General features: G+C 61.4%; 23 protein-coding genes and 1 riboswitch. Of the genes, 8 read left to right on the forward strand and 15 right to left on the reverse strand.

The window, feature by feature from the left end:
• Positions 1 to 3: 3 nt before the first annotated feature.
• Positions 4 to 846 (forward strand): HNH endonuclease family protein, encoded by an 843-nt coding sequence (locus HWU94_RS09295; protein ID WP_185173479.1) that lies wholly within the window; start codon positions 4 to 6, stop codon positions 844 to 846.
• Here the strand turns inward: HWU94_RS09295 and HWU94_RS09300 are convergent.
• Positions 843 to 2276: an amino acid permease gene (locus HWU94_RS09300; RefSeq protein WP_185173480.1), complete on the reverse strand. Its 1434-nt coding sequence runs from the start codon at positions 2274 to 2276 to the stop codon at positions 843 to 845. The genes HWU94_RS09295 and HWU94_RS09300 overlap by 4 nt on opposite strands.
• Before the next feature lie 287 nt (positions 2277 to 2563).
• Between HWU94_RS09300 and HWU94_RS09305 the strand changes: the two genes are divergently transcribed.
• From HWU94_RS09305 to trmB, 3 genes are all read left to right on the forward strand, one after another.
• Positions 2564 to 2971 carry a hypothetical protein gene (locus tag HWU94_RS09305; RefSeq protein WP_185173481.1) on the forward strand — a complete coding sequence of 136 codons (408 nt, stop codon included), beginning with the start codon at positions 2564 to 2566 and terminating at the stop codon, positions 2969 to 2971.
• Positions 2972 to 3119: 148 nt separating this feature from the next.
• Positions 3120 to 4811, forward strand: a complete 1692-nt coding sequence (locus HWU94_RS09310; protein ID WP_342355179.1) for a sodium:alanine symporter family protein — start codon at positions 3120 to 3122, stop codon at positions 4809 to 4811.
• Between the two features lie 422 nt (positions 4812 to 5233).
• Positions 5234 to 6055 (forward strand): tRNA (guanosine(46)-N7)-methyltransferase TrmB, encoded by an 822-nt coding sequence (gene trmB / locus HWU94_RS09315; protein ID WP_185173483.1) that lies wholly within the window; start codon positions 5234 to 5236, stop codon positions 6053 to 6055.
• Positions 6056 to 6142: 87 nt separating this feature from the next.
• Here the strand turns inward: trmB and HWU94_RS09320 are convergent, their stop codons facing one another.
• The 9 genes from HWU94_RS09320 to HWU94_RS09360 form a co-directional block, all read right to left on the reverse strand.
• Positions 6143 to 7597, reverse strand: a complete 1455-nt coding sequence (locus HWU94_RS09320) for a sodium:alanine symporter family protein (RefSeq protein ID WP_185173484.1) — start codon at positions 7595 to 7597, stop codon at positions 6143 to 6145.
• 159 nt (positions 7598 to 7756) lie between these two features.
• Positions 7757 to 8422 (reverse strand): hypothetical protein, encoded by a 666-nt coding sequence (locus HWU94_RS09325; RefSeq protein WP_185173485.1) that lies wholly within the window; start codon positions 8420 to 8422, stop codon positions 7757 to 7759.
• 4 nt (positions 8423 to 8426) lie between these two features.
• On the reverse strand, positions 8427 to 8858 hold the full coding sequence (locus tag HWU94_RS09330; protein WP_185173486.1) for a hypothetical protein: 432 nt from the start codon (positions 8856 to 8858) through the stop codon (positions 8427 to 8429).
• A gap of 261 nt (positions 8859 to 9119) precedes the next feature.
• Positions 9120 to 10139, reverse strand: coding sequence for an LLM class flavin-dependent oxidoreductase (locus HWU94_RS09335; RefSeq protein WP_185173487.1), 1020 nt, complete (start codon positions 10137 to 10139; stop codon positions 9120 to 9122).
• Positions 10140 to 10289: 150 nt separating this feature from the next.
• Positions 10290 to 10715, reverse strand: a complete 426-nt coding sequence (locus HWU94_RS09340) for a heat shock protein transcriptional repressor HspR (protein WP_185173488.1) — start codon at positions 10713 to 10715, stop codon at positions 10290 to 10292.
• Positions 10716 to 10717: 2 nt separating this feature from the next.
• Complete coding sequence (locus tag HWU94_RS09345) at positions 10718 to 11722, reverse strand: DnaJ C-terminal domain-containing protein (RefSeq protein WP_185173489.1); 1005 nt, start codon at positions 11720 to 11722, stop codon at positions 10718 to 10720.
• Positions 11723 to 11821: 99 nt separating this feature from the next.
• The gene (locus HWU94_RS09350; protein ID WP_185173490.1) at positions 11822 to 12427 is read right to left on the reverse strand and encodes a nucleotide exchange factor GrpE; all 606 of its coding nucleotides are present in this window, start codon (positions 12425 to 12427) and stop codon (positions 11822 to 11824) included.
• A 2-nt stretch (positions 12428 to 12429) separates the two neighbouring features.
• The gene (dnaK, locus tag HWU94_RS09355; RefSeq protein WP_185173491.1) at positions 12430 to 14277 is read right to left on the reverse strand and encodes a molecular chaperone DnaK; all 1848 of its coding nucleotides are present in this window, start codon (positions 14275 to 14277) and stop codon (positions 12430 to 12432) included.
• A 314-nt stretch (positions 14278 to 14591) separates the two neighbouring features.
• Positions 14592 to 15269 carry a hypothetical protein gene (locus HWU94_RS09360; protein WP_185173492.1) on the reverse strand — a complete coding sequence of 226 codons (678 nt, stop codon included), beginning with the start codon at positions 15267 to 15269 and terminating at the stop codon, positions 14592 to 14594.
• 554 nt (positions 15270 to 15823) lie between these two features.
• Here HWU94_RS09360 and HWU94_RS09365 point away from each other — a divergent pair.
• On the forward strand, positions 15824 to 16297 hold the full coding sequence (locus HWU94_RS09365) for a low molecular weight protein-tyrosine-phosphatase (RefSeq protein ID WP_244955953.1): 474 nt from the start codon (positions 15824 to 15826) through the stop codon (positions 16295 to 16297).
• On the opposite strand, the gene HWU94_RS09370 is transcribed toward HWU94_RS09365, so the two are convergent.
• Positions 16294 to 18945, reverse strand: coding sequence for a DEAD/DEAH box helicase (locus HWU94_RS09370; RefSeq protein WP_185173494.1), 2652 nt, complete (start codon positions 18943 to 18945; stop codon positions 16294 to 16296). The two genes, HWU94_RS09365 and HWU94_RS09370, sit on opposite strands and share 4 nt — an antisense overlap.
• Before the next feature lie 91 nt (positions 18946 to 19036).
• Here HWU94_RS09370 and HWU94_RS09375 point away from each other — a divergent pair, with 91 nt between their 5' ends.
• Positions 19037 to 19651, forward strand: a complete 615-nt coding sequence (locus HWU94_RS09375) for a hypothetical protein (protein WP_244955954.1) — start codon at positions 19037 to 19039, stop codon at positions 19649 to 19651.
• A 112-nt stretch (positions 19652 to 19763) separates the two neighbouring features.
• Complete coding sequence (locus HWU94_RS09380; RefSeq protein WP_185173495.1) at positions 19764 to 20993, forward strand: multidrug effflux MFS transporter; 1230 nt, start codon at positions 19764 to 19766, stop codon at positions 20991 to 20993.
• Between the two features lie 18 nt (positions 20994 to 21011).
• On the opposite strand, the gene HWU94_RS09385 is transcribed toward HWU94_RS09380, so the two are convergent.
• From HWU94_RS09385 to HWU94_RS09400, 4 genes are all read right to left on the reverse strand, one after another.
• Positions 21012 to 21893, reverse strand: coding sequence for an aminotransferase class IV (locus HWU94_RS09385; RefSeq protein ID WP_185173496.1), 882 nt, complete (start codon positions 21891 to 21893; stop codon positions 21012 to 21014).
• A 244-nt stretch (positions 21894 to 22137) separates the two neighbouring features.
• Entirely contained in the window at positions 22138 to 22938 is an 801-nt protein-coding gene (locus HWU94_RS09390) for an energy-coupling factor transporter transmembrane protein EcfT (RefSeq protein WP_185173497.1), read from the reverse strand.
• Positions 22928 to 24529, reverse strand: a complete 1602-nt coding sequence (locus HWU94_RS09395) for an ABC transporter ATP-binding protein (protein WP_185173498.1) — start codon at positions 24527 to 24529, stop codon at positions 22928 to 22930. The genes HWU94_RS09390 and HWU94_RS09395 overlap by 11 nt, the downstream gene beginning before the upstream one ends.
• 15 nt (positions 24530 to 24544) lie before the next feature.
• Positions 24545 to 25162, reverse strand: a complete 618-nt coding sequence (locus tag HWU94_RS09400; RefSeq protein WP_135011215.1) for an ECF transporter S component — start codon at positions 25160 to 25162, stop codon at positions 24545 to 24547.
• Positions 25163 to 25216: 54 nt separating this feature from the next.
• Positions 25217 to 25321, reverse strand: a riboswitch (TPP riboswitch).
• 178 nt (positions 25322 to 25499) lie between these two features.
• Here HWU94_RS09400 and HWU94_RS09405 point away from each other — a divergent pair.
• Positions 25500 to 25763: a DUF4235 domain-containing protein gene (locus tag HWU94_RS09405; protein WP_185173499.1), complete on the forward strand. Its 264-nt coding sequence runs from the start codon at positions 25500 to 25502 to the stop codon at positions 25761 to 25763.
• Positions 25764 to 25771: the final 8 nt, after the last annotated feature.

Genomic DNA, 25771 nt, shown 5'->3' on the forward strand with positions numbered 1-25771 from the left:
CCTATGAGCACCTCCCGTAAGCGCCGTTCTGCGCCCCACCTCCCCTCGCCCAGTGACCGCCAGATTCGTGCGGGCGTCCGTTTTGTAGCGGATTTGCCCCGGGGTCTGCGGCGGGCACTAGCCCTCCTGTTGGTTGCAGTGTTACTGGTGGGCGGCGTGCTCTGGCTGCGGTCGCACCAGTGGAATGTGCGGTCTGCTCTCGATAGCCTGCTCAACCCTGCGGGTACCGCTGTGAGCACCGGGTTTGCGGGTTCGGGGGTGCAGACCTATTCCACCGCCAGTGAGGTACTAGACGGCCTCACAGTGGCAGAGGCCTACGCAGAAACACGCTACAAGCGGGACGCCTATGGGGAGCCCTGGGCTGATATTGACAAAAACGGCTGCGACCAGCGCAATGATATCTTGACCCGCGACCTCACCAACCTTGAGATTGGGACTAACTGCTATGTGCTCTCGGGGAGCCTGCTAGACCCCTATACCGCTGAAAGCATTGACTTTACCCGTGGCCCCAAGACCAGCGAGGCTGTACCCATTGACCATGTAGTGGCCCTCTCTAATGCCTGGGTTTCTGGGGCCTGGAAGTGGAGCGCAGACCAGCGCGTACTACTAGCGAATGACCCGCTCAACCTGCAGGCGGCAGGGCAGGCAGCGAATACCCAGAAGTCCGATAAGAGCGCGGACGCCTGGCTCCCCCAGCCCGGCTACCGCTGCGAATACGTGGCACGGCAGATATCGGTAAAAGCTGCCTACCAGCTCACCGTTACAGGCGCTGAAAAGCGGGCTATGCAGGGCGTCCTCGCGACGTGCCCTGACCAGCCCGCTTACAGGTCCAGCTTCGCTGGCTAGTTGTTCTTAGCCTTTTCTTCAGCACGGGCGGTGAGGGTCTGGCCGCGGTTCTTGCGGTAGACCAGCCACCAGCCGGCGCCCAGCAGGGCGTACCAGACCGGCATGGCAATCAGGGCCTGGCGGGTGTCTTCGTACATGAAGAGCAGCACGATGACGCCCACGAAGAAGGCCAGGACGGCGTAGCAGGTAAAGACTCCACCGGGCAGCTTGTAGACGGATGCCTCGTGGAGCTGCGGGCAGGTTTTGCGGTACTTGAGGTAGGCAATCATAATCAGCGACCAAGTAACAACGGTCAGCACCGAAGCTACGGTGGTCACCAGGGTGAAGGCCGCGATGAGGGAGTCACCCGAGTAGAGCAGAATCAGACCCGAGAAGAGGAGCACGGTGGTCAGGAAGAGACCGTTGCGGGGCACGCCATTCTTAGAGAGCTTGCCAAAGATGGCGGGGGCACTACCGCTTTGGGCCAGGCCGTAAATCATACGGGAGGTTGAGAAGATGCCCGAGTTAGCGGACGAGGTCGCACTGGTGAGCACCACGAAGTTCACCAGGTGGGCGGCAAAGCCTAGACCTGCCAGGGTGAACATTTCAACGAAGGGGCTCTGGTTAGGGTCGATGTTGCGCCAGGGGGTGACCATGAGAATCACGGCCAGGGTCAGCACGTAGAAGATGATGATACGCACCGGCACCGCGTTGATGGCGCGGGGCAGGGTCTTGGTGGGGTCTTTGGTTTCAGCTGCGGTAGTACCAATCAGTTCAGCGCCCAGGAAGGCAAAGATGCCGATCTGGAAGGCCGCAAAGAAGCCGCTTGCACCCATGGGGAAGAAGCCGCCGTCGTTCCAGAGGTTTGCAACGGAGGCCTTATCACCGTTAGGAGAGGTAAAGCCAGCGATCACCATGACCAGGCCCACGATGATGAGAAGGACGATAGCCACAATCTTGATGAGGGCAAACCAGAACTCGATTTCACCAAAGTTCTTCACGCTGGGTAGGTTCAGAGCCAGCAACAGGCCGATTAGGCAGAGAGCCGGAATCCAGGCCGGAAGGTCGGGCCACCAGAAGTGGACGTAGCTGGTAATAGCAATAATATCGGCAACACCGATAACGACCCAGGTAAACCAGTAGGACCAGCCCATCAGGAAACCAGCGCTGGGGCCCAGCAGGTCGGTGATGAAGTCGTTGAAGGTCTTGTAGCTGAGGTTTGACAGCAGCAGCTCACCCATGGCGCGGAGCACCAGGAAGATCACAGAACCGATGATGGCATAGACCAGCAGCAGGGAGGGGCCTGCGAGTGAGATGGTCTTGCCCGAGCCCATAAAGAGGCCGGTGCCGATAGCGCCACCGATGGCGATGAGCTGAATATGACGGTTCGAAAGACCGCGTTGCAGACCTTCTGCCGCTTGCGGTTCAGGTGTGTGCTCGGCTGTAGCCATGAGCGCCCCCCTTAGAAGAGTCAAAGACCTGCCGGAAGCGAACACGGCCCCTCTGCTGCGAGGAGAGCGGGGATTACGCGCCTTTCCAGACCGGTATTTTGTTATAGTTCAGGTCAAGTGTAGTCCTTCTTGCAGAGGTGTTTTTCCGTACAGGCTCAACACGAGCGTCCGACCAGCTACCCTTTCCCGCTGTTCAAGCCGCTATCACCGCGCTAGAATGTTTACACGGAAACAAAATTTTCTCGGGTCAATCCAGCACCCCGAGCCCCCTACCGACAGGATTTCTCATGCCCAAGATCTCAAACGCAGCTCTTCGCCTCACCTCCGGCGCCCTGATTCTCAACTCAGGTATCGGCAAGCTCTCCATGGACGAGGCAACCTACGGTCACCTCAAGGGCATGGCCTCAGCTGGCGTCCCCCAGGTGTCCAAGCTCTCCGACAAGCAGTTCGGCAAGGCCCTTGCCATCAGCGAAACCGCCCTGGGCGCTGCCCTACTGACCCCCTTCATTTCCCCCAAGCTGGCAGGCCTGGGCCTGACCGCTTTCTCAAGCGGCCTGCTGAGCATGTATTTCAACATTGATTCACTGACCGAAAAGGACGGCATCCGCCCCACCCAGGAGGGCACCGCTATGGCTAAGGACGTCGTCCTGCTCGGCGCAGGTCTGGCTCTGCTCTTCTCAAGCAAGAAGAAGTAACCCCAAGCCCCCCTGCTTCACCGCCCCGCTTCTTACCAGGAGCGGGGCGGTTTTCTATCCTTAATAACCCAACAGGAAGCAGGTCCATCATCGGCCCCATGATAAGTTAACGAGAGCTAGACCATACAGAAAGATGAGGAATAGAGCCGTGGGCACCCTGCAAGAAGCACTCGATACAGCCAGTAGCTTCATCTGGGGCCCCTTCCTCCTACTGCCCCTCCTCATTGGCACCGGAATCTTCCTCACCGTCCGCCTGGGCCTTATCCAACTCAGGCTCTTCACCAAGGCTATGAGCCTGCAGTTCGGGCGCCGCTCGCGACAAGAAGGAGCCAAAGGAGAGATCTCTTCCTTCCAGGCCATGAGCACAGCGCTAGGTGCCACCGTAGGCACCGGCAACATTGTTGGTGTAGCCCTGTCCCTCAGCATCGGTGGCCCCGGCGCCCTTTTCTGGATGTGGGTCACAGCCATCTTTGGCATGGCCTCAAAATACACCGAATGCTTCCTCGGCGTCCGCTTTCGCCACCGGGACAAAATGGGCGAACTCACCGGCGGCCCGCAGGCCTACCTCCAGCGAGGCATTCCCAACCGCTTTGGCAAATTCCTCGCCACCATGTTCGCTGTCTGCTGTGTTTTCGCCTGCTTCGGCATTGGGAACATGACCCAGGCCAACGCTATCTCAGCCAACCTGGAGCACTCCTTCAACATTCCGCCCTACCTCACCGCGGGCGTCCTTGCCCTGGGAACAGCAGCAGCCCTGCTCGGCGGCATCAAGACCGTCTCAAAAGTCACAGCCCTTTGCGTGCCCCTCATGATTCTGCTCTACCTTGGGTTTGGGGCCTACATCGTAGCAATCAATGCCCACATGCTCCCTGAAGCCTTTGCCATGATTATGCGAGGAGCCTTCACCGGTGAAGGCGCCCTCGGTGGAGCCGTTGGCGCCGGAATGATTTTTGCCCTGCAAGTCGGTGCCCAGCGCTCACTATTCTCCAACGAGTCGGGTATGGGTACCGCAGCCATTCCCGCAGCGGTAGCAACCACGTCCCACCCCGTCCGCCAGGGGCTAGCCTCCATGACTCAGACCTTCGTTGACACCATCGTGGTGATCTCAATGACGGGGTTCATCCTGCTCACAACGGGCGCCTGGCGGGGCGACGACCCGGCCACATCAACATCCATTGCTTTTGCCACCGGCCTGCCCGGCAACTGGGGTGGCTACGTCGTCACCTTCTGCCTGGTCCTTCTGGGATACTCCACCGTACTCGGATGGTCCTACTACGGCGAACGCGCCCTAGAGTCACTCGGCGGTGGTGCCAAGGCTATCGTTAGCTATCGCATGATTTTTGCCCTGGTCTGTGGGCTTGGCGCCATCGCCCCGCTCACTCTGGTTTTCACCTTCTCAGATATCATGAACGGCCTGATGGCCATCCCCAACCTCATCGGCCTACTACTGCTCTCTGGCCTGGTAGCCCGCGAAACCAAGAAGTACCTCACTCACGACCCCAACTTCGAAGCAACGGTCGATAACATCGACAGCTTCATGTACGGCCACCCGGGCGGTCTGGACGCCCAAATCGATCATGAAGTTGACCTCACCCAAAAGAACCCGGTTCTAGAACACCCCGATACCACCAGCCTCAAAGTGGTGACCGAAAAAATGCTTGCTGACGAGGCCAGCCAGAGCAACCAGCCCCAGCTCTACGACATCACCCTCGAAGAGGTCAACACAGGAAGTATCCCCCTACAGACAGGCTCCTTACCCATCATCCAGCAGGCAAAGCCCACCTTCGGCTCCCCCACCGACCCACGCGCTATCGACGACTCTACCAAGAGCACAAAATAATTTTTCGTATCCATCACACCAACTTAATCAATAAATTAATACACTCGTCTTGCAACACCGTCTGGAGAGAGCTCTGCTTTCGGCCGTAAAACTTTTCAACTTTCTCTTGAAGTTTCAAGTATTTTATCTCCCTCAGCCTCAAAAGCGCGCCCCTCCCACCCTGGATAGCCCCAGCGGCACCCTACTGACCGACATGAACGATGTTGCTACAGACGCCACCGGTTCAAACCAGGTCGGCACCTACGTTAACTCAAGCGATCCGCTCGTCACCTTCGCGTACGCTGGACAGGCAGGCTGTTTTCAGCCTGCCCCGGTGTCTATCTGTGACGATATACTTGGGGAAGTCTTTCTTTCCCCCTACCGGCGGCACTTAGCGTTTCCGTGCGCGCCGGTTTATCTGTTTCAACCCCGCAAGGAGAGTTATGGAAACCAATAAGCAGAAGCAGGATCTGGCGGCTAAGGCCGAGCGCGCAGCGGCAGGTGAAGACCTGACTGCCCCCGTCCCTGAGCAGTTCCACCGCCAACCCTACTCGTTCGTCCGCCGCGGTGACCGCCTGACCGCCCGCCGTCAGAAGGCCTGGGATACCTACGCCCCTACCCATGTGCTCGACCTACCCCGCAATATCGGCGACACTTCGGTCGCTGAGGGCGCGGTCTTTGACCAGCAGACCCTGTACGGACGCTCCGACGCCCCTCTCGTTGTTGAAATCGGCTCCGGCCTGGGCGAGGCTATCGTCAACCGTGCCACCCAGGTGCCCGAGGCTAACTTCCTGGCCGTTGAGGTCTACACTCCCGGCATCGCCGACCTGCTCCTGAAGATGGGTCAGGCCGGGGTCGAGAATGTGCGTGTAGCTCAGGCTAACGCCCCCGAGCTGCTCGATAACCTGCTCGAAGAGTCTTCTGTTGATGAGCTCTGGGTCTTCTTCCCCGACCCCTGGCACAAGGCCCGCCACCACAAGCGTCGTCTGGTCTCCCCTACCTTTGCAGATAAGGTGGCCCGGGTTCTTAAGCCCGGTGGTATCTGGCGTCTGGCCACCGACTGGGAAGAATATGCCCTTGTCATGCGTGAGGTACTTGATGCCCACCCCGAGTTCACCAACGCCCACGCCGGTGAAAACACCACCGATGAAGACCCTGTTGGCGGCTGGGCCCCTCGTTGGGACGGACGCGTGGTCACCAGTTTCGAACGCAAGGCAGGTGAGGCGGGCCGCCGGGCCCACGACCTGACCTACATTCGTCGGTAAAAATCCGTTAGCTGTGTAAAAAAGGCGGGTACCCGAACACACCTTAGGTGTGCGGGTACCCGCCTCTTTTATAGGTAGGGGGTCTTCTTACTGCACCGTTTTCTCGTAGGAGTCAATCGCTCCGGGGTGCCCCTGCATAAAGGCGTCGATCTCGGCCTTAGATGCGGTGAGCTTGGGGTCGTTGGCCAGGTAGTACTTGGTCTCTCGAACGATTAGCCCCGACATGAGGAGCAGGCCGATCAGGTTGGGAATAGCCATGAGCCCGTTGGCAATGTCTGAGAAGGTCCAGGCCACGGTCAGCTCCATGGTGCAACCGAAGTAGACAATCACCGCGAAGAAAAGGCGGTAGGGGGTAACGCCGCGGCGTCCAAAGAGGCGCTCGATGTTGCGTTCGCCGTAGTAGGCCCAGCCCAGAATGGTGGAGTAGGCAAACATGACCAGGCCGATAGTCACGATCCAGCTTCCTGCGGGGCCGATCACCGAGGCGAAGGCCTGGCTGGTCATAACGGAAGCAGACATTTGCTCGCCGGTTGCGGGGTCGCTGGCGTGCCAGATACCGGTGACAACCAGCACCAGGCCGGTGCAGGAGACCACGATGATGGTGTCGATGAAGGTCTGGGTCATCGATACCATGCCCTGGCGCACCGGGTGGGTGGTCTGGGCAGCTGATGCGGCGATAGCGGCAGAGCCCATGCCGGATTCGTTGGAGAAAATACCTCGGGCCACGCCGTACTGTACGGCGTACATGAGGGTGGAACCCACAAAGCCGCCGACCGCTGAGGAGCCGGTGAAGGCGTCCGCAAAAATCTGGCCGAAGGCCGCGGGCAGGTCAGCGGCGTGCACACTCAGAATATAGAGGGCCCCGCCCACATAGAAGAGAATCATAACCGGCACGAAGGCACTGGTCACCCGCCCGATAGATTTAATACCGCCCATCAGCACGAAGAGGGTGATGAAGGCCAGCACGATGCCGGTGAGGGCAGCGGGCAGGTGGAAGGTGTCTTCAAGGTTGTGGGCAATGGAGTTACCCTGGGCGGTATTACCGATGCCGAAGGACGCCAGCACGGCGGCTACCGCGAAGAAGAGGGCTAGGAATTTACCCAGGGGGCCTTTGATACCGCGCTGGAGGTAGTACTGGGGGCCGCCGGAGACTTCCCCCTTGGCATCTGTGGTGCGGTAGCGTACGCCCAGGAAGGCCTCGGAGTACTTGGATGCCATACCGAAAATAGCGGTGACCCACATCCAGAAGAGGGAGCCGGGGCCACCGATGGAAATCGCGGTGGCGACGCCGACGATATTACCGGTACCCACCGTCGCGGCTAGGGCGGTGGTGAGGGACTGGAACTGGGAGATGTCGCCACCGGTGGCGCCGTCGTCCTTGCGTTCGAAGAAGGCTAAACGGTTAGCGACGAGTAGTTTGGTGAGCTGGATAAAGCCCAGCCGCACCGTCAGGTAGATACCGGTGCCAAGAAGCAGCGGTATGAGCACAAAAGGCCCCCAGATGAGGGAGCTTATAGCGCTCAAGACGTCTTGAAAGGTCATGTGGTGTCCTTGATACAGGTCGCTGCGGGCGAGGGAGCACCGCAGCTGCGTGATGAATAAGGACGCCCCGCCGCAGGCGTGTGCACTGCGGTGGGGCGCCATTCAACTATAGCGAGTCAAGAACAGGAAGACCTATATCGTCTTACCCTGTGTACGGGCTTACCAGCGGGTGATTGCCGCCAGTTTTTCTTCTAGTGTTTCGGGGGCTGGCTTCACCTCGCCACCGGAGCGGAGCACCAGGTTAATGGCCTGGGCCGCATCGCTGAGCTGCTCCCCTCCACTGCTTTCTGTATCGGGGGCTACCAGGAGGGTTGCGATTTGCCCCTGGGTCGCTGCATCCAGCACCTCGCCGGCTCCGATGTAGCGTTTGCCGGAGCGGGCATCGTCAATCTGCTGGGCTAGGTTCTTGGCCTCGTTGTCAGCTTCTTCGTCGAATACGGGCTGGAGTTTTTCAAGGAGCTGGCTTTCGCTCATCTCATCGACTCTGCCGGTAATGACGGTGTCAAGCACATCGCCCCAACCGGTGACGGAGCGGAACTCGTTGGCCAGTTCTTCAACTCCCGCGAGGACGAGCGGGTGGCGGTTGGATTCTGCAACCTCCGCCTCGATACCCTGGGCTACTTTGCGCAGGAAACGCTCGCGGTAGATACGGTCGGTGTCTGAGTCGTTCGTGTGGGCGTGGAAGGTAGCTTCCCCTCCGCCCTTGGGGGCTTGCTGCTGGGTGCGCTGTACATCGTAATCGTTGTAGATGTCGTCTTCGCTCTCGATCATGTTGTCGAGGTTGATGCGGCCGATACGGGTCCCGTCGGTTTCAAAAAGGCGCACCTCCTTACGGGAGAGCGCTAGCAGGTGCAGGCTGGTGTCGGTGCTCAAAAGGGGGGACGAGGGCGGTGAGGTCGTAGTCGTTGGCGACGGTGACGCTTTCAGGCAGGTCAAGCGGTAGGCGCTGGGTGGTGAGCTGGCCGTTGTCGAGCAAGACCAGCAGGCCGTCCCCCTGATGCTGCCAGTAGTCTCGATCGTCGTGTAGCTCTTGAGCCGGTGCCAAAATTGCATCGGCGTCGGCGCCTGCCGCTTCAAGCTTTTCCCGGGCTGTTGAGAGCAGGTTGCGAAAGCGGGTGGCATTACCGGTGGTGTCACGGCCTGCACGCTCGGTCGGCAGGGTGAGAGTCACGCGTACCGCCCCGTCAGAAGCGGGCTCCGTCAAAGCCTGTAAATCTAGGGTGTCGAAAGGCTTGTTGGTGGAGAGGTGGGTGTCGGTCACGGTCGGCTCCTTTGTCGATCGGTGGGGGTGCGGGACTACCCGCTGATAGAACTAAGCTAGCTGACCAATACCTGGGGTTTCAAGACTTTAAGCCTTATCCCTAGCAGAATGACAGCTTATGAACAGTAGACTGACAAATTTCCCACAAAACCTGGTGTACCCGCCCCTGGCTACCGTAGACTTAAAGATTGTGGCAGCACCCAGCTCTGGGTGCCGCCACGTTTTAAGCCGCCGTAACCGCTTACGTCGCTACCGGCGTCCTTACTGCGCCTCGGCCAGCAGTTCACGCACGCGCGGCATCACCTTGGTGCCGTAGAGCTCAATCGAGCTCATGGAGTGCTCGTGGGCCAGAGCACCGTTGGAGAACTTAAGATCAAAGCGGTTGATCCCCAGCTTCTGAGCGGTATCGGCAATTTTTTGCGCGACGGTTTCGGGTGAACCTACATACAGGGCGCCGTGTTCAATTTCGTGCTCAAATTCGCGCTCCCCCGCCGGGTCCCAGCCGCGTTCAGAGCCAATTTTATTACGGGTGGCAATCCAGTGCTCGCGTAGCTGATTGCGGGCTTCTTCGTCGGTATCGGCGATGTGGCCGGGTGAGTGCACCGCAATGGGCAGGGTCCCGTTGCCCAACTGCTCGTTGGCTCGGCGGTAGAGGTCGGTGTAGGGCTTGAAGCGCTCAGCCGGCCCGCCAATGATAGCCAGCATGAGCGGGGTCTTGTACTGGGCTGCGCGGGCAACAGATTCCGGGCTGCCACCAACAGCCAGCCAGTGCTTGAGGATTCCCTCGGTCTTGGGGTAAATCTCCTGATTCACCAGGGGTTCACGGTTGCCGGGGTTCCAGTTGAGGGGCTCCTGGGTGATGATTTTGGTGAAGAGGTCGAACTTCTCGGAAAAGAGGGAATTGTAGTCTTCGAGCTTGTAGCCGAAGAGGGGGAAGGACTCGGTGAAGGAGCCACGACCCAGTACAGCTTCGGCGCGGCCGTTGCTGAGGGCATTGATGGTGGCGAAGCGCTGGTAGACGCGGATGGGGTCGTCGGAGGAGAGGACGGTGACAGCCGGACCCAGGTGGATGCGGTCGGTGGTGGTGGCTAGACCCGCCAGGATGGTGTCGGGGGCGCTGACGGCATAGTCAGGACGGTGGTGCTCACCTATGCCGAAGAAGTCGACGCCTACGCGGTCGGCGAGCTGGCCCTGCTCTAGGACGTTGCGAATCACCTGGGCGTGGTGCAGGCGGTTGCCCGCCAGGTCGGCGGTGGTATCGCCGAAGGTGTCTAACCCCATCTGAAAGACACCAGCCTACATTACTTTATTCCGAAAGTTTTTGTGGTGCTATGGTTAGCCATATCTTGAATGTAGCGATGGTTGCCATCGGCACGAATCTCTTTCGCGCAGATGGCAACCATCGTTACAGTCAGGGTCTAGGGGTCGGGCTTAGCGCGGCCGGTAGAGCACCACGGCCTGGGAGGTCTGGCGGGCCGCCGGACGCTTACCCCGGGCCAGGTGCACAGCCCCACCTGAGGTTCCGGCAGCGAACACGCGGGAGCCGTCCTGCAGACGATTGCGCAGGGCCTCATTTTCAGCCTGCAGCTCGCTCATGCGGGCTCGTAGGGCCTCCACCTGGTTCTCGAGTTGCATAATGCGCTTAATGCCCTCGAGGGAGACGCCGGACTGGGAAAGCTCCTGAATCTCCTGGAGTTTCTGCACGTCACGCTCGGAGTAGCGGCGAGCCCGCCCGGGTGCACGCTGGGGCTGCACCAGCCCTAGCCGGTCGTACTGACGCAGGGTCTGCGGGTGCATACCGGCCAGTTCGGCAGCTACAGAGATAACGAAGACCGGGCGGTCAGATTCGAGAGCCATTCTTAGTCACCAGCTTTCCTCAGCAGGTCCTCACGGGGGTTGGCCTGCGGCGCAACCGCGAAGAAGGCGTCGAGAGCTGACTCAGCTTCGGGTGTGAGGTTGGTGGGCAGCTGCACCTCCGGAATCACCAGCATATCGCCGGTGCCCTTCTTGGTCACGAAGCCGCGGCCCTTAGCACGCAGCTTACGCCCGGCTGGCGAACCGGCGGCCAGGCGGAGTTTGACGCTCCCGCCGTCGAGGGTGGGGGCTTCAATAACGCCGCCCTTAACGGCTTCTTCCAGAGTGACGGGCACGCGTACGAGCAGGTTATCGCCCTCGCGGTCAAAGACGGGGTGAGAATCTACGCGGACGGTGACAATCAGGTCCCCTGCCCCACCGGCACCGGGGTGTCCCTTGCCTCGGGCACGGATTTTCTGGCCGTCCTTGACGCCGCGCGGCAGGCGAACCTGGGCCTGGGAGCCGCCGGGGCGGAACACCGAGACCTCAGCGCCGTCGTAGGCCTGCTGGATGGTGATGCGGGCGCTGGTAGTGGCATCCTCGCCCTTGGGAGCTGAGAAGCCACCGCCGGGGAAGCCGCCAGCCCCGCCGGGGAAACCACCGGCGGATCGTCCGGCTCCACCAAAGCCAGCGCCGCCACCAAACATGCCACCCAGCAGGTCTTCAATATTGATGCCTGCTCCGCTGCCGCTGGTGGAATAGGTAAAGTTTCCGCCACCAGCACCACCGGGGAACCCACCCGGGAAGCCGCCGCCAGCCCCGCCGAAGCCGGCTGCACCGTACTTACGGATCTGGTCGTACTCTTCCTTCTGCTTGGGGTCTGAGAGCACGTCGTAGGCTTCTGAGACCTCTTTGAACTTCTTCTCAGCAGCCTCGTCGCCGGGGTTCTGGTCGGGGTGGTACTTGCGGGCCAGCTTGCGGTAGGCCTTCTTGATATCTGCCTCGGAGGAATCCTCGGCTACGCCTAGTACCTTATAAAAATCTTGATGGAGCCAGTTTTCGCTCGCCATATGCCTCTCCTTCCGAGGTAGATCTTGTGTCTTTTAGGGGGGGGTAGAACTGGGCGGGCACCCAGCCTGACGTATCAGGCCGGGTGCCCGCCCGCGTCCTTATTCTGCTACCGCTACGGCTACCTGGGCGGTGCGGACTACGCGGTCCTTCACCTTGTAGCCGTTGCGCAGGACCATGGAGACTGAGTCAGGCTCAACCTCGCTGGTGGGCTGCTGCAGTACAGCCTCGTGCACCTGGGGGTTGAAGGGTTCACCGACCTCGCCGAATCGCTCAAGGCCCTGCTTGGTCAGGGTTTCTTCGAGCTTATTGGCAATCGCGGCGAAGGGACCTTCTTCAAGGTCACCGTGCTTGCGGGCGGCATCGATATCGTCGATGACGGGCAGCAGGGCGGCAACCAGGTCGGCGATGACGAAATCGCGCAGCTGGTCCTTTTCCTTGGCGGTGCGGTTCTTGTAGTTGGTGAACTCGGCCTGAAGGCGGCGCAGATCCTCAAGACGCTCGGCGGCAAGGGCCGCATCAGCGTTATCGGTTGCCTCTGCGCTATCGCCGGCCTCGGCCGCGGCAGACTCTTCGCCTGCCGCAGCGTCAGCAGCTACACCTTCGGGCTCGGGGTGGCCTTCAGCAGCCGGGGCGGCGAAGGCTTCCTCCAGAGGGTCGGTACCCTCGGGCTGGTTGTCTACGGGCTCGTTGGTGTTCTCAGCCATGATTAGTTCTTCTTCTCGTCGTCTTCATCGATTACTTCGGCGTCAACGACGTCGTCGTCTTCAGCCTTGGCACCTTCACCGGCTGCCGCATCTGCCTGGGCCTGGGCGTAGAGAGCCTCGCCCAGCTTGGTCTGAGATGCCTGCAGCTTCTCGAAAGCGGCCTTGACGGCGTCATCGTCTTCACCTTCAAGGGCAGCCTTCAGGGCGTCAACGTCGGCCTGAACCTCGGTCTTGACGTCCTCGGGCAGCTTCTCGCCGTTGTCCTTGATGAGCTTCTCGATGGAGTAGGCGGTGTTCTCAGCAGCGTTGCGGGTCTCGGCTGCCTCGCGGCGGGCCTTGTCCTGCTCCGCGTGAGCCTCGGCGTCCTTAACCATGCGGTCGATGTCTTCCTTGGAGAGGGAGGTACCGCCGGTGATGGTCATGGACTGCTCGGTGCCGGTGCCCTTGTCCTTAGCTGAGACGTGCACGATGCCGTTGGCGTCGATGTCGAAGGTAACTTCGATCTGGGGGACGCCGCGGGGGGCGGGTGCGATGCCGGTCAGTTCGAAGGTGCCCAGGTTCTTGTTGTCGCGGGTGAACTCGCGCTCGCCCTGGAAGACCTGAATCGATACTGAGGGCTGGTTGTCTTCAGCGGTGGTGAAGGTTTCGGAACGCTTGGTGGGGATCGCGGTGTTGCGCTCGATCAGCTTGGTCATCACGCCGCCCTTGGTCTCGATGCCGAGGGAGAGGGGGGTGACGTCGATGAGCAGAACGTCCTTGCGCTCACCCTTCAGCACACCTGCCTGCAGGGCTGCACCCATAGCAACGACCTCATCGGGGTTGACGCCCTTGTTGGGCTCGCGACCACCGGAGAGTTCCTTGACGACCTCAGTGACGGCAGGCATACGGGTTGAGCCACCGACCAGCACGATGTGGGCGATGTCTGAGACCTTGACGCCAGCTTCAGCGATTACGTCGTTAAAGGGCTTCTTGGTGCGCTCAATCAGGTCTGCGGTCATGTCCTGGAACTTGGCGCGGGTCAGCTTTTCATCCAGGTGGATGGGGCCCTCGGGGGTGACGGACAGGTACTGCAGGGAGATGTTGGTGGAGGTTGCAGAAGACAGTTCCTTCTTGGCCTGTTCTGCGGCTTCACGCAGGCGCTGCAGGGCAATCTTGTCCTTGGAGAGGTCAGCGCCGGTCTTGGACTTGACCTGCTCCAGCAGCCAGTCGACGATGCGCTGGTCCCAGTCGTCGCCACCCAGGCGGTTGTCGCCGGAGGTTGCGCGAACCTGGATGGTAGAGAAGCCGTCTTCGTCCTTGCCAACTTCGAGCAGGGAGACGTCGAAGGTACCGCCACCGAGGTCGAAGACCAGAATCAGTTCGTCTTCGTTACCCTTGTCGAGGCCGTAGGCCAGGGCTGCTGCTGTGGGCTCGTTGACGATACGCAGGACGTTGAGGCCCGCAATTTCGCCGGCTTCCTTGGTGGCCTGACGCTCGGCGTCGTTGAAGTAGGCGGGGACAGTGATGACGGCGTCGGTGACCTTGTCGTTCAGGTAAGCTTCAGCGTCACCCTTGAGCTTCATGAGGGTACGGGCTGAGATTTCCTGGGCGGTGTACTTCTTGCCGTCGATGTCGGTGGTCCAGTTGGTGCCCATGTGACGCTTAACGGAAGCGATGGTGCGGTCAACGTTGGTGACTGCCTGGCGCTTTGCAACGTCGCCGACCAGAACTTCGCCATCCTTTGAGAAAGCTACGACGGAGGGGGTGGTGCGGGCGCCTTCTGCGTTGGCGATGACGGTGGGCTCGCCACCTTCGAGGACTGATACAACTGAGTTGGTAGTACCGAGGTCAATACCTACTGCACGTGACATGTTTACTCCTTATGGTTTGGTTATCTGTACATCTTTCAAACAAGTTGAGTCGTATGGGCTCAACTCGTTTGCCTTGATATCTAGTTTGCCATGTTTTGAGCAGAAGTCAACAGAGTTGAGTCAAAAAGACTCAACTTTTTTGCGCAGTGAGAGTTTAAGCTAGTGGGGCGCGGACGAACGCCCGCCCCGCCCTTGCAGGGCAAAGGCGGGTGGCGGCGTCCGCACCTTTTAAAACCCTGAAAGTGAACGCAAAAAAGTCGGCACCCCGTAACAAGGGGGTACCGACAGGTCTGATACTTCGGAGACTCTACGTTTTAGTTGAGCACAGCTTCCTTACCGTTGAAGGTATCGAGCAGGCGGGCCTTGAGGCTCTCTTCAGCGTTCATACCTACAGCCATCCAGTTCTCTCCATAGGTAACCCAGCCGCCTTCAAAGTCAGACTGAGAAAATTCGGCGACCTGATTCTCATCAACTGAAGCACCGTTGATGTAGAACCCCATAATGAGGGGCGAAGAATCCTCAATAGCCATCATGCCTTCAAAGCTGCTCAAGTCGGCCGGGGAGCAAATATAAATATTGACATCTTCAGGGGCGACACCCAGATCGGTAGCACCCTGCTGCTTGGACTCTTCAAGAGCTGACTCCAAGATGGTGTCACCACTATCAGCACAGACAGAGGCGGCAGAGCCTGCTGTTGCTTCCTGCATCCCTTCCTTAAACTTGTCGTAGCTGGAGACCTTACTCGACCCACCAAACACACCGGTCAGGAAAAGACCAGCCAGGATGGCGATAGCAATGCCTACAGCCATCAGGCCGCCGATGAGCAGACCCATGTTTCTCTTTTTCGGATCAGCGGGAGGCTGGGGCATAGGGCCGCCGATAAGAGTATCTGGTGCCTGGGTGCCGGGCGCAGGCTGCGGGACGCCCTGGGCGGACGCCGCCTGACCGGCACCGGGAAGGTTGGGCTCAGGGTTTGTAGGCTGCTGAGTCATGGCAATCTCATCCTTCATACAGATAGTGTGTGTCCTAGCCAACTTTACCGGCGAAAATGGGCAGCTTGATTATATTTCGCGCGGTGTCTACGTTTTCCCTGTACTATCTCTGGGCTCCTTTGCCGTCAGTTTCGAGCTCGACCCTGCGCGCCCGTTCGTGAACGCAACATGTTGCAGCCACCGCCACATGTGGTGGTGACGCCGCCACATTTGGCGGCCAGCGCCACATGTACATGCGTACGGTTGTGGGAAGAAGGTTTTAGGTGAGGTATGCAAAAGCCCCGCAGGTGTGTGGCCTGCGAGGCTTTTGTCATCTCGAAAGAACTCAAGAAACTGAGTGTCTGGTGCTGCTCTTCTCAGTTCACTGCTGTATGAACCGGGCAAACCTTCTTGCCTAAGAGCCACCATCAAGTGTGTGTACCTGTAAGACTATACACAGGTTGCCCTTATTTTTCCGCCTTAGAGCGAACTTTTTACCACTTTTTATTCAGCTTCTCTGCCCGCCCACCTTTTCCCGAAAGCTTCATGGGAACATAGTGAGCATGTATCGAATCATGACTGTATGCACCGGAAATATCTGCCGCTCCCCCATGAGCGAGTACCTCATCAAGCAGGCTGCCGCCCAGGCCGGGCTTGCCGTAGAGGTTGCCTCCAGCGGCATTTCCAATGAGGAAGAGGGCAACCCCATCGACCGTCGAGCCAAGAAGGTGCTCGATGAGCTCAACATCAATACCGGCTCCCACCGAGCCCAGCAGTTCACCCGGGCCGATTTTGACCGCTACGACCTGCTCCTCGCCATGGACACCAACCACTACCGGGCCCTCAAGCGCATGGCCCCTAACGACGAGGCAGCGGCCAAGGTTCGACTCATGCGCGAGTTCGACCCGGCTGTTGCAGACCAGCCCCTTGACCGGCTGGGCATCTACGACCCCTGGTACGGCGATATGAGCGACTTCTACGAGACCTTCCAGATGATTCGGGACGCCGTGCCCGGAGTCATCGAACACGCCCAGGCAAGCAGCAACTAACCCTCAGCCGTTCCCTCACTATCGGCCACGGGTGCGGCGGCGTCCAGGCCGAGGCGGGCGCGTTCGTCCGCGATGATTTGGGCGGCCATCTTGGAGTCGGAGATGTCGACGGCTTCGGCAGCGCCGTCCTTGGTGGCTGAGATGCGGGCATATTCGTCGAAGAGTTGGGATTTGAGGCCGAGGAGTTCGATCATGCGTTCGTCGACGGTGTTGGCGCCGAGGAGGCGGTAGACATCGACGGCGTGGGTTTGGCCCATGCGGTGGGCGCGGGCGATGGCTTGGGCTTCGATGGTGGGTTTGAACTGGGGTTCGGCGAGGATGACGATGGAGGCTGATTGGATGTTGAGTCCGGCGCCTGCTGCGGTGATTTGGGCGAGTAGGACGGAGCCGGGGGCGGCGTCCTTGAGCCTGTCGACGGCGGCTTGACGTTCGACTGGGGGCATGGCGCCGGTGATGGTTCCGATGGTTTTAGTGCCGAGGGCAGTTTCGAGGCGGGTGAGGACGGAGAGGAAGAAGGAGAAGACGAGGATTTGGCGGCCTGCGTTGGTGGCTTCTTCGACGATTTCGAGCAGGCGGGTAAGTTTGGCGGAGTCGTCTGCGGCCCAGGCGGCGCGGCGCATGAGGGCGAAGTTGCCTTCGGCGACGGCGGCCCGGTAGGCGTCTGCGTCAGCCGGGGTGAGTTCGAGCCAGTCTCGGTGCTCGGTCATGTCGGGTAGTTCGGAGAGTACGTCTTTTTGGTTGCGGCGTAGGTAGGCGGGGGCGATGCGGGCGCGGAATTCGCTGGCGAGTAGGTTTTCGGCTCCGCCGCCGGCGACGAGGTCGGGTTGTAGGTAGTCGACGAGGGTGACGAATTCTGAGACGCGGTTTTCCATGGGAGTGCCGGAGAGTAGGACGGCGTAGTCGGCGGCTCTCACGAGGTCGGCGACTTTTTGGGAGCGTTGGGCGCTCTTATTTTTCACCAGGTGGGCTTCGTCGGCGATGACGGCGTCGGCGCGCCAGGTGGCATCGGCGTAGAGGCGGGCCCCGTCGTAGGTGGTGATGAGTAGGCCGCCGTCGGCTTTCCAGGCGGTGAGGGCGGTGTCGCGGGCGTCCCCGTGGGCCAGGTGGGTGGGGATTGCGGTGAATTTTTCGGTTTCGCGCTGCCAGTTGATGACCAGGGAGGCCGGGCAGACGACGATGAAGTGGGTTTTGCCGGTATTGGTGAGGTGGGTGAGGGCAGCGAGGGTTTGCATGGTTTTGCCCAGGCCCATTTCGTCGCCGAGGATTACTTTTTTCTGGGCGAGCATGAATTTGGCGCCGTAGGTTTGGTAGCCGCGCAGGGTGGCTGAGAGGCCGGTGAGGTTGAGGGGGTATTTGCGGATCCGCTCGAAGATTTCAGCCGGCAGGTAGGCGTCGCCGAGGGTTTCTTTGCCCAGGTAGTGGGCGAGCAGGGCCTGGTGGGTGGCGGGGTCGGCCAGGTAGCTGGCCCAGGCGGCATCGGCAGTGAGCCAGGTGGCTGCGGGGACGGTCAGGGGGCTCAGTTCCCGGCAACGGGCAAGGTCGGTACGAAGCTGGTTGAGGTCGGTCAGGTCGTCGCCGACGGCCACAAAGAGGGGGCCGGACGCCGGGGTCGGCTGGGTGAGCAGGGGCGCGTAGGAGGCCAGGCGGTCGAGGAGGTCGGAGTCGCCGAGGGCGGCGTCGATGGTGCGCAGGCGGTCAAGGCCGATGAGGATTCGTTCGGCGGCGGGGGTGCGGGTTTCGCCCAGGTTTTCTTTTTCCTGGCCGGTGGCTTCGTCGAGCAGGCGGGTGGCGGCTGCGTAGATTTGGTTGGCGGTGGTTTCGCCGATACCGGGTATGCGGGTGAGGGCGGCGGCGCTGCCCTGGGCCAGGACGTCGGCGACGGTAGCTAGGCCAGCGTCTACCAGGGGCGCGGTGCGGACGGTGCTGCTGGTGAGTTCGCGCAGTTTTTCGACGGGAACGCCTGCAAGGGTGAGGGTGGCCCGCTCTGCTTTGAGGGCCTGCATGTCACCGCTCATGCCGGTGAGCAGCTGGGCGCGTTCGGGAGTGTTGAGGGCTCCCCAGACCGCCAGGAAGGCGGCGTGGTCTGCGGTGCTGATTTCTTCCCAGTGCGGGGAGGCCCAGTTTTCCCCGGCGTAGCGGGCAAGGGCCGGGGCGGCGGCGTCCTTAATACCTAGGGTGTTGGCGGCGAAGGCCACATCGGGGGTGAGGGCGGTGAGCTGGTCTGCTTGGGTAAAGAGCGGGGTGAGGCGGGTGAGGGCGCCGGAGGCGGACGCCAGCCGCTCAGCAAGGGCTGCACTGGCAGCTTCTGCGGCGCGGCGCTTTTGGCCGCCAAAGAGTCGGCCCAGCAGGCCTCCGCTCCCGGCCTGGATGTCTGCCAGAAGGGCGGGAAGGTTGTCACCTGCTGCAGCAAGGGTGCGCAGGTCGTCGTGCAAGGAGGGGTTTTGATTGCGCCAGAACTGCTGGGTGAGCCAGGTGGAAAGGTTCTCGATAGAAGCAGGCGCCAACGGGGCGAAGCGGTAGAGGGAGCCTGCGTAGCCCTCGGGCAGGTTGAAGCGCAGGGCGGTGGGGGCGGCTAGGGCCGCGAGGGTGGCTTGGCTGCGCTGGCTGGTGTGGAGCAGGGCTGTGCCCTGGGCTTCTTCGGTGCTCATGTGTTCCCCTGGTTGTCGGTGGAGCCGGTTGGCTTGTTTCTCATTATGGCCTAGCGAATCGCCCCGGTGCGGTAGCCTGAGGGCAGTAGTTATGGCAAAGGTGAAGGAGGCTGGGGTGCTTGAGCTAACGGGGCTAGATTCGCTCGGTGAGGTGGTGGTGCAGGCCCACCAGCAGGTGCCAGGTAGGCGGCCGCTGCTGGTGGCGATTGACGGACGCAGCGGGTCGGGTAAAACCACTCTGGCTGCTGAGCTGGCTACCTGGTTGAGCAAGCGGGGTATCGTGGCCGAGGTCTTTCATTTAGAAGGCCTCTACCAGGGCTGGAGCGGGCTGGCCCGGGCTGCCCTGGTGTGGCAGCAGCTTGCCGAGACTGTGGCGGACGGACGCGCCAGCTCCCCCGGGACTGCCCCGCACTGGTTTGGCTGGGATTGGGGTAGCTCTCAGGCAACCGGCCCGCACCCCTTTACCGCTGCCCAGCAGGCGGCGGGCGGCGTGCTCATCGCTGAGGGGGTAGGGGCCCTGACCGGTACCCACGATGTGGGTGTTTTCGTGGAGCTTGATACAGCGCGCCGCAGGCTGCGAGCCCTAGCCCGGGACGGAGAAACCTACCGCCCCTACTGGGACATGTGGGCAGAACAAGAAGCCGACCTGCTGGCAGCCTACGCGAGCGCCTATGCGGGGGCGGGCGTCCGCTATGTTCAGCGGTAGGTCATATTTTTTCATTTCTGCAACACCATATTAGTTTCCCTATCAAATAAGAAACCGGCAGGCGTAGAATGGACGGGTTGAAAACCGCCCCTCAGAGGAAGACCCACCACCGATGACCTCAGCCGCCGCACCCGATCGGGGCCTACCACCGATTGCAATTATTACCCTGGCGTCACTCACGGCTGTGGGCCCGCTCGCCATTGATATGTACCTGGCAGCACTCCCAGCTATCGCGGTTGATCTGAGTACCACCACCGCTTACGCCCAGCTCACCCTGACCGCCTTCATGGTGGGTATGGGCACCGGGCAGTTTATCGTGGGGCCGCTTTCAGACAAGACCGGCCGCCGTCTGCCCCTGCTTATCGGCGTAACCCTCTGCGCCCTCTCCGCCCTGGTCTGCGTCTTCGCGCCGACCATTGAACTCTTCATCGCGGCCCGTTTCGTGATGGGCTTTACCGGCTCCATCGGCATGGTGCTAGCCCGCGCTATCGTGGCCGACTCCACCAGTGGCCTACAGACCGCCCGCCTCATGGGCATCATGATGATGATTAACGGCATCGCCCCGGTCGCTGCCCCGCTCATCGGCGGCTTCGTGCTAGCTCACGGTACCTGGCGCGATATTTTCAAGGTCATTAGCATCCTTATCGCTATTTCCCTGGTGCTGGTTCTCTTCTTCATCAAGGAGTCCCTACCGGCAGACAAGCGCCGCACCGGCTCCCTGCTCTCAGCCTATGCCGGCATTATCGAGGTGGCCCGAATTCGCCGCTACCGGGGGTTCATGCTGACCATGGTTCTGGCCTTCGGTGCCCTCTTTAGCTATATCTCCGGCTCGCCCTACCTGCTGCAAAACGTCATGGGTCTGAGCGAAACCCACTTCACCTACGTCTTTGGCCTGAACTCCCTGGCCATCGTCCTTGCCTCCACCGTGATGACCTCCCTGGTAGGCAAAGTTGCCCTGCGCAAGCTCCTCGTCGTTGGTACCAGCTCCCTGCTGACCGTCAGCCTGCTCCTGCTGGGCTACTTCCTACTGGGCACCCCCTCGCTTGTTCCCACCATGGTTCTGCTGTTTGCCTTCACAGCCTCGGTCGGCATGGTCTTTGGTAACGCCTCAGCCCTGGCTCTCGGCGAAGCCCGCCACATTGCGGGCTCCGCGAGCGCCCTGCTCGGCACTGTACAGGCACTGATGGGTGGCCTCGCTTCTCCCCTGGTTGCCCTGGGCGGCAGCAGTGCCTACCTGCCCATGGCCTGCGCGATGGTGGGGTTTGCGGCCCTCAGCGCTCTGAGCCTGGCTACCACGCCGCGGGCCGAGAGCGACTACGCGATTGACCGGCCCAAGCCCTAGCAGCCACCTACCCCACCGCTAGCCGCGCGCCAGGTAGCCCAGCAGTTCTTCGGTTAGTTCCTTATCGGTGGCCACAGGGGTGCCGTTGAGGTGGGTAACCGGCGCCAATAGACGCACCGAGGACGCCAGCCACACGGCGTCCGCCTCCAGCAGGTCCTGGGGGTAGAGGGGCCCGTAGCCGAGCTCCCACCCGGCGGCCCGAGCGCCCGCAAAGATAGCGCCCTGGGTGGTGCCGGGCAGAATGCCGTGGGCCGGTTCGGGGGTGTAGAGCACCTTCTTCTGCCCCTCGGTCTTGGCAACGATTACCGAGGAGGTTGCCCCCTCAAGAATGCGGCGGTCGTCGGTCACCCAGATGGCGTCGTCCGCACCGTGTTTGCCCACGTAGCGCAGTACCGACATGTTGATGGCGTAGGAGAGTGTCTTGGCTCCGGCCAGGAGCCAGGGGTAGGCGGAGTCTTCGGCGGGGTCGTGGCCGCGCGGCAGAAGCATGGCCCGCACCCCCTGCTCGCGCTGACGCAGGATCGTGGGTGAGGACGGGGCCACGGTCACCCAGGCGTGGGGGCCGGCTTCAACAGTACCGCGAGAGATGATGATTTTGACGGTGTGCTCTTCACCCAGCACGGTCTGGACCCCCTGGGCAGCGGCGTCGACGGCCAGCTGCACGGCAGCCCGCAGGTTATCTTCAGCGGGCAGGGGCAGGTCGAGTAGGCGGGCGGAACCGGCCAGGCGAGTCAGGTGGGCTTCAAATTTACGGACGCGGCGGTTAGCGGCCAGCATGGTTTCAAAGACGCCGTCGCCGCGGGTCAGCCCCTGGTCTTCAATGTTGATGAGGGGGGCGGTGGTGTCAGCCAGCTCACCGGCGGGGTTTTCTTTGGTTAGCATCACAACGGTTGTAGTCATACTTCCAAGCCTAACCCTTAACGCTGATGCTCCCGCGGCAACCTGGCGTTAGGGGCTGCGGGGCGGGAGCACCTGATGCGAGCACCGCATGCGGCGCGAGCGTTCTTCGCACCCTCTGGTTGGGGACTCGAAGATATCGACCCAGGTCTACCAGACGTGGGGCTAGGTGACAGGGTACACACTTTCACTCTAACGCGGGCGGTGGAGCTTTCTCAAAGATTCTTGGACTTTTTAGGTCATATTTTCACTGCCACACCCAGGTGAGGGTGCCAGCAAGACCCGATGTCACGTAGCCGATGATGAGCGTTCCCAGACAGCACAGCAGGAAGATCGAATCGTCCCTGCTATAGACGGGAACGCGGGCCCAGGTGCGGGGCCCGGCACCGAAACCGCGGGCTTCCATGGTGACGGCAAGGCGGGTGCCCCGTCGGATAGCCTGCACCAGCAGGGCAAAGGTCTGCCCGGCCAGGGTACGGACGCGGCGGAGCGGGGAGTCGCTTACCCCCAGCCCGCGGGCCCGCCGTGCCTGCCCCAAGGTGTGCCATTCGCTGAACATGAGCCCTAGCAGGCGCAGGGCGGCCAGGGCTGCCAGGACGAAGCGGGCCGGCAGTTTAGCCGTCTGCGCTAGGGAGTCGCCCAGGTGGGTGGGGTCGGTGGTGGTGATGAGCAAAAGGCTGGGAAGAATCAGGGCCAGGCCACGAACCATCAGGGAGATACCCATGGCAAGGGAGTCGGTGGTAATCCAGATGAACCCCATCTGGAGTACCGTCTCCCCCGTTTTATCGGCGATCAGCGAGGTGGACCAGCCGGTGAGCAGGGCACCAATCAGCAGGGGCCAGAAACGGGCCAGCAGGGCGAACGGCTGCACGCCCCAGGCTTTGAGCAGGGCCAGTTCAAGGGCAAATACCACCAGGGCGGTGCCCCAGTCTTTGATGAGCAACAGCCCTATCGATAGCAGGAAGGTAGCCAGCAGTTTGGTGCCCGCGTTGAGCTTTCCGGCGCGGCTACGGTGGGCAGGGCCTAGCGCGAAAAGGTCAAGAGCCATGGGTAGGTTCCGCTTTCTGCAGGGTCAGGCGCGTACCGCCGAGGGCCGCTACATAGTCTGTATCGTGGGTTACCGAAATAACGGTAAGCCCCCGGTCTAGCAGTTCTTTAATGAGGGTAACGAGCTCGGCCCAGGTGGTGGCGTCCTGCCCGAAGGTAGGTTCATCAAGCACCAGGACAGCCGGTTCGGTGGCCAGGGCTGTGGCTACCGATAACCGCCGTTTTTCACCGCCCGAGAGGGTGAAGGGGTTGGCGTCGGCCAGGTCGGTAAGGCGCAGGCGGGCAAGGAGCTCATCGGTGCGGGCAGCCAGCCGGTCTTCATCAATCTTCTCCTTGCGAACACGGGCCAGGTGCCGGGGGCCAAACTCTAGTTCTGCGCGCACGGTGGGGGCAAGGAACTGTTGCTCCGGCTCCTGGAAGACCAGACCGATGCGGTCGGCTAGCTCGGCAGCGGGCCAGCTAGCGGGGTCGGAGCTACGGTGCCGGGCGGGTAGACCCGCGGTGAGTGCCTCATGGGCGTAGACCTGCCCAGCAGCCGGGTAGATTAGCCCGGCAAGGGTCAGCGCCAGGGTCGATTTCCCGGCACCGTTAGGCCCCAGCAGAGCCAGGTGCTCCCCGGAAGAAAGGGTCAGGTTGATTCCACTAGCCAGGGTGGGCAGAACGAGAGTAGGCACCTGCCCCGCGGCGATAGCGCGGGAGCGCTCCTTACGCTGGCGACGGGTAGGTAGCTGCCGGGTTAGGCTTACCTCGCGGGCCTCAAGTAGCGGGGAGGGCTCGTCCGTACCCTGCCCGGGACGGACGCCCGCCCCCACCTTCCTTGCCCGGGGCGGGTGGGGCACATAGCCGGGCACCCACACCCCACCGGCTATGAGCTGGTCGCGGGCCTGTTCCAGCACCTGCGCAGGCGGGCCGTCAAAACTGATTCCCCCCTGAGCATCGAGCACCAGCACCCGGTCGACGTGCTCTGCCCAAATACCAACCCGGTGTTCAATAACCACCAGGGTAGCTCCCGAAGCGGCAGCGGCGGCCAGGACGGCGTCGCGCACCTCAAGCACACCCGCCGGGTCGAGGTTGGCGGTGGGTTCGTCCAGGAGCAGGGCACCGGGGTGCATAGCCAAGATACCGGCTAAGCCCAGCCTCTGCTTCTGCCCACCAGAGAGAGCCGATGTGGAACGGTCAAAGGGCAGGGAGCCCAAACCGACAGCCTCCAGGGCCCAGGTCACCCGGGCCCAGATATCCTCGCGGGGCACCCCCAGGTTCTCAGGCCCGAAGGCCACGTCATCGCCTACCCGCGCCAGTACCACCGAGCTTTCGGGATCCTGCTGCATGAGCCCGCAAACCCCGCGGGCCTCGGTGGGAGTCTGCCCGTTGACGGTCAGCTCACCCAGCTGGGTTTGGTCGTCCTCATCAACCAACAGGCCCGCCATGGCGTGCAGCAGAGTCGATTTGCCCGCGCCAGATGGGCCTACCAGGAGCACCTTCTGCCCCGGGGCAATCTCAAAGTTCAGCCCCGAAAAGGCAGGGGTAGCCCGCCCGGGGTGGTGCCAGCCGAAATTACGGGCCACAAAGCGGGCCCCCTGCTCTATCTGCACGCGCCTGCCCCTGGTCTAGGCCTGGGAGCGGGGTGAGGTGCTAGCCCGGCGGCGGGCACGGCCAGCGGCCAAAGAATCGAGCACACCGGTCGTCACCAGGGCGCGGGTGAGAAGCCACGACACCAGACCAGCCAGCAGGGTGCCGGAAATAATGCCGCACACCGCGTAGGTGACGGCCTTGGAGCCCTCAAAGACGCCCGCGTAGTAGATAAAGAGTTCAGAAATACTCATAAAGGCACCGGCAGAAGCACCCGCTAGCAGGGCGGTGCCCAGGTTCCAGACGCGGTAGGCAAAGAGCAGGAAGACCAGCTCAGTGCCCAGGCCCTGGATAATGCCGGAGATAATGATCGCTACAGAGTAGCTACTGCCCAGCAGCATAGAAATCACCGCAGCCAGCAGCTCAGTGTAGAGGGCAGCACCGGGCTTACGGATGATATAGCCGCCAAGGACGCCCGCAATCAGCCAGGTGCCGCCCACCAACGAGGCATACTCGGGGGCCAGGGCCAAGGCGGTTTGGGCCATGTTGTAGCCGCCGTTATTCCAGGCCCAGAAGAGCACAGCGCAGGCAACAGCCAGCACAGAGGCTACTACGATATCGTTCACGCGCCATGTCAGCGCAGCTTTCTTAGACATAAGCCTTCCTTTGGTGTGGTACAGCAAAGGGGGCATGCACAGGCAGGCGACAGCCTGCCGTTCTTTTCGACTCCCTAGCGCCGGTACTAACCGGATCAGGTTCGAGGGTCTGCATGTGCACTCTCAGCGCCCCGTGTGGGCGCTCCCCTGTCATTTCCGCCGTGGGCGGACGTTCCTTCTGAACGCCTTTGTAGTATAGGCAGGTCAGCCCGGCAAAGAAAAGATACAAACTTTTATGATAGAAGCCGCTGCTAGCTGCCCACATTTACACAGTACTGATAGTGTTAGTGCCAGTAGCTCTCTGTAGAGCCTCCATCAGCTACCGAAAGGGAACCTCATGAACCCCCTCATCAAGATCGCAGGAACCGCTGCCTCACTCGGCGGCGTTGCCTTGGCCAACAAGGTTCTGGGTGCAACCTGGACCAAGATCACCGGCAACGAGCCCCCCGCCAATAACCCCGATGACGATGAGCGCTGGCGCGATATCATCCTCTGGTCCCTCATCACTGGCCTGGTCGGCACCGTCATCAAGGTCAGCATCACCCGTGCCCAGCACAAGATTGAAGCAAAGGCCGGATCAGGCAACCAGGCTGAGGTCTAAGCCCGGCC

Origin of the sequence: Rothia nasimurium, assembly GCF_014217215.1 — a bacterium.
GTDB lineage: Bacteria > Actinomycetota > Actinomycetes > Actinomycetales > Micrococcaceae > Rothia > Rothia avistercoris.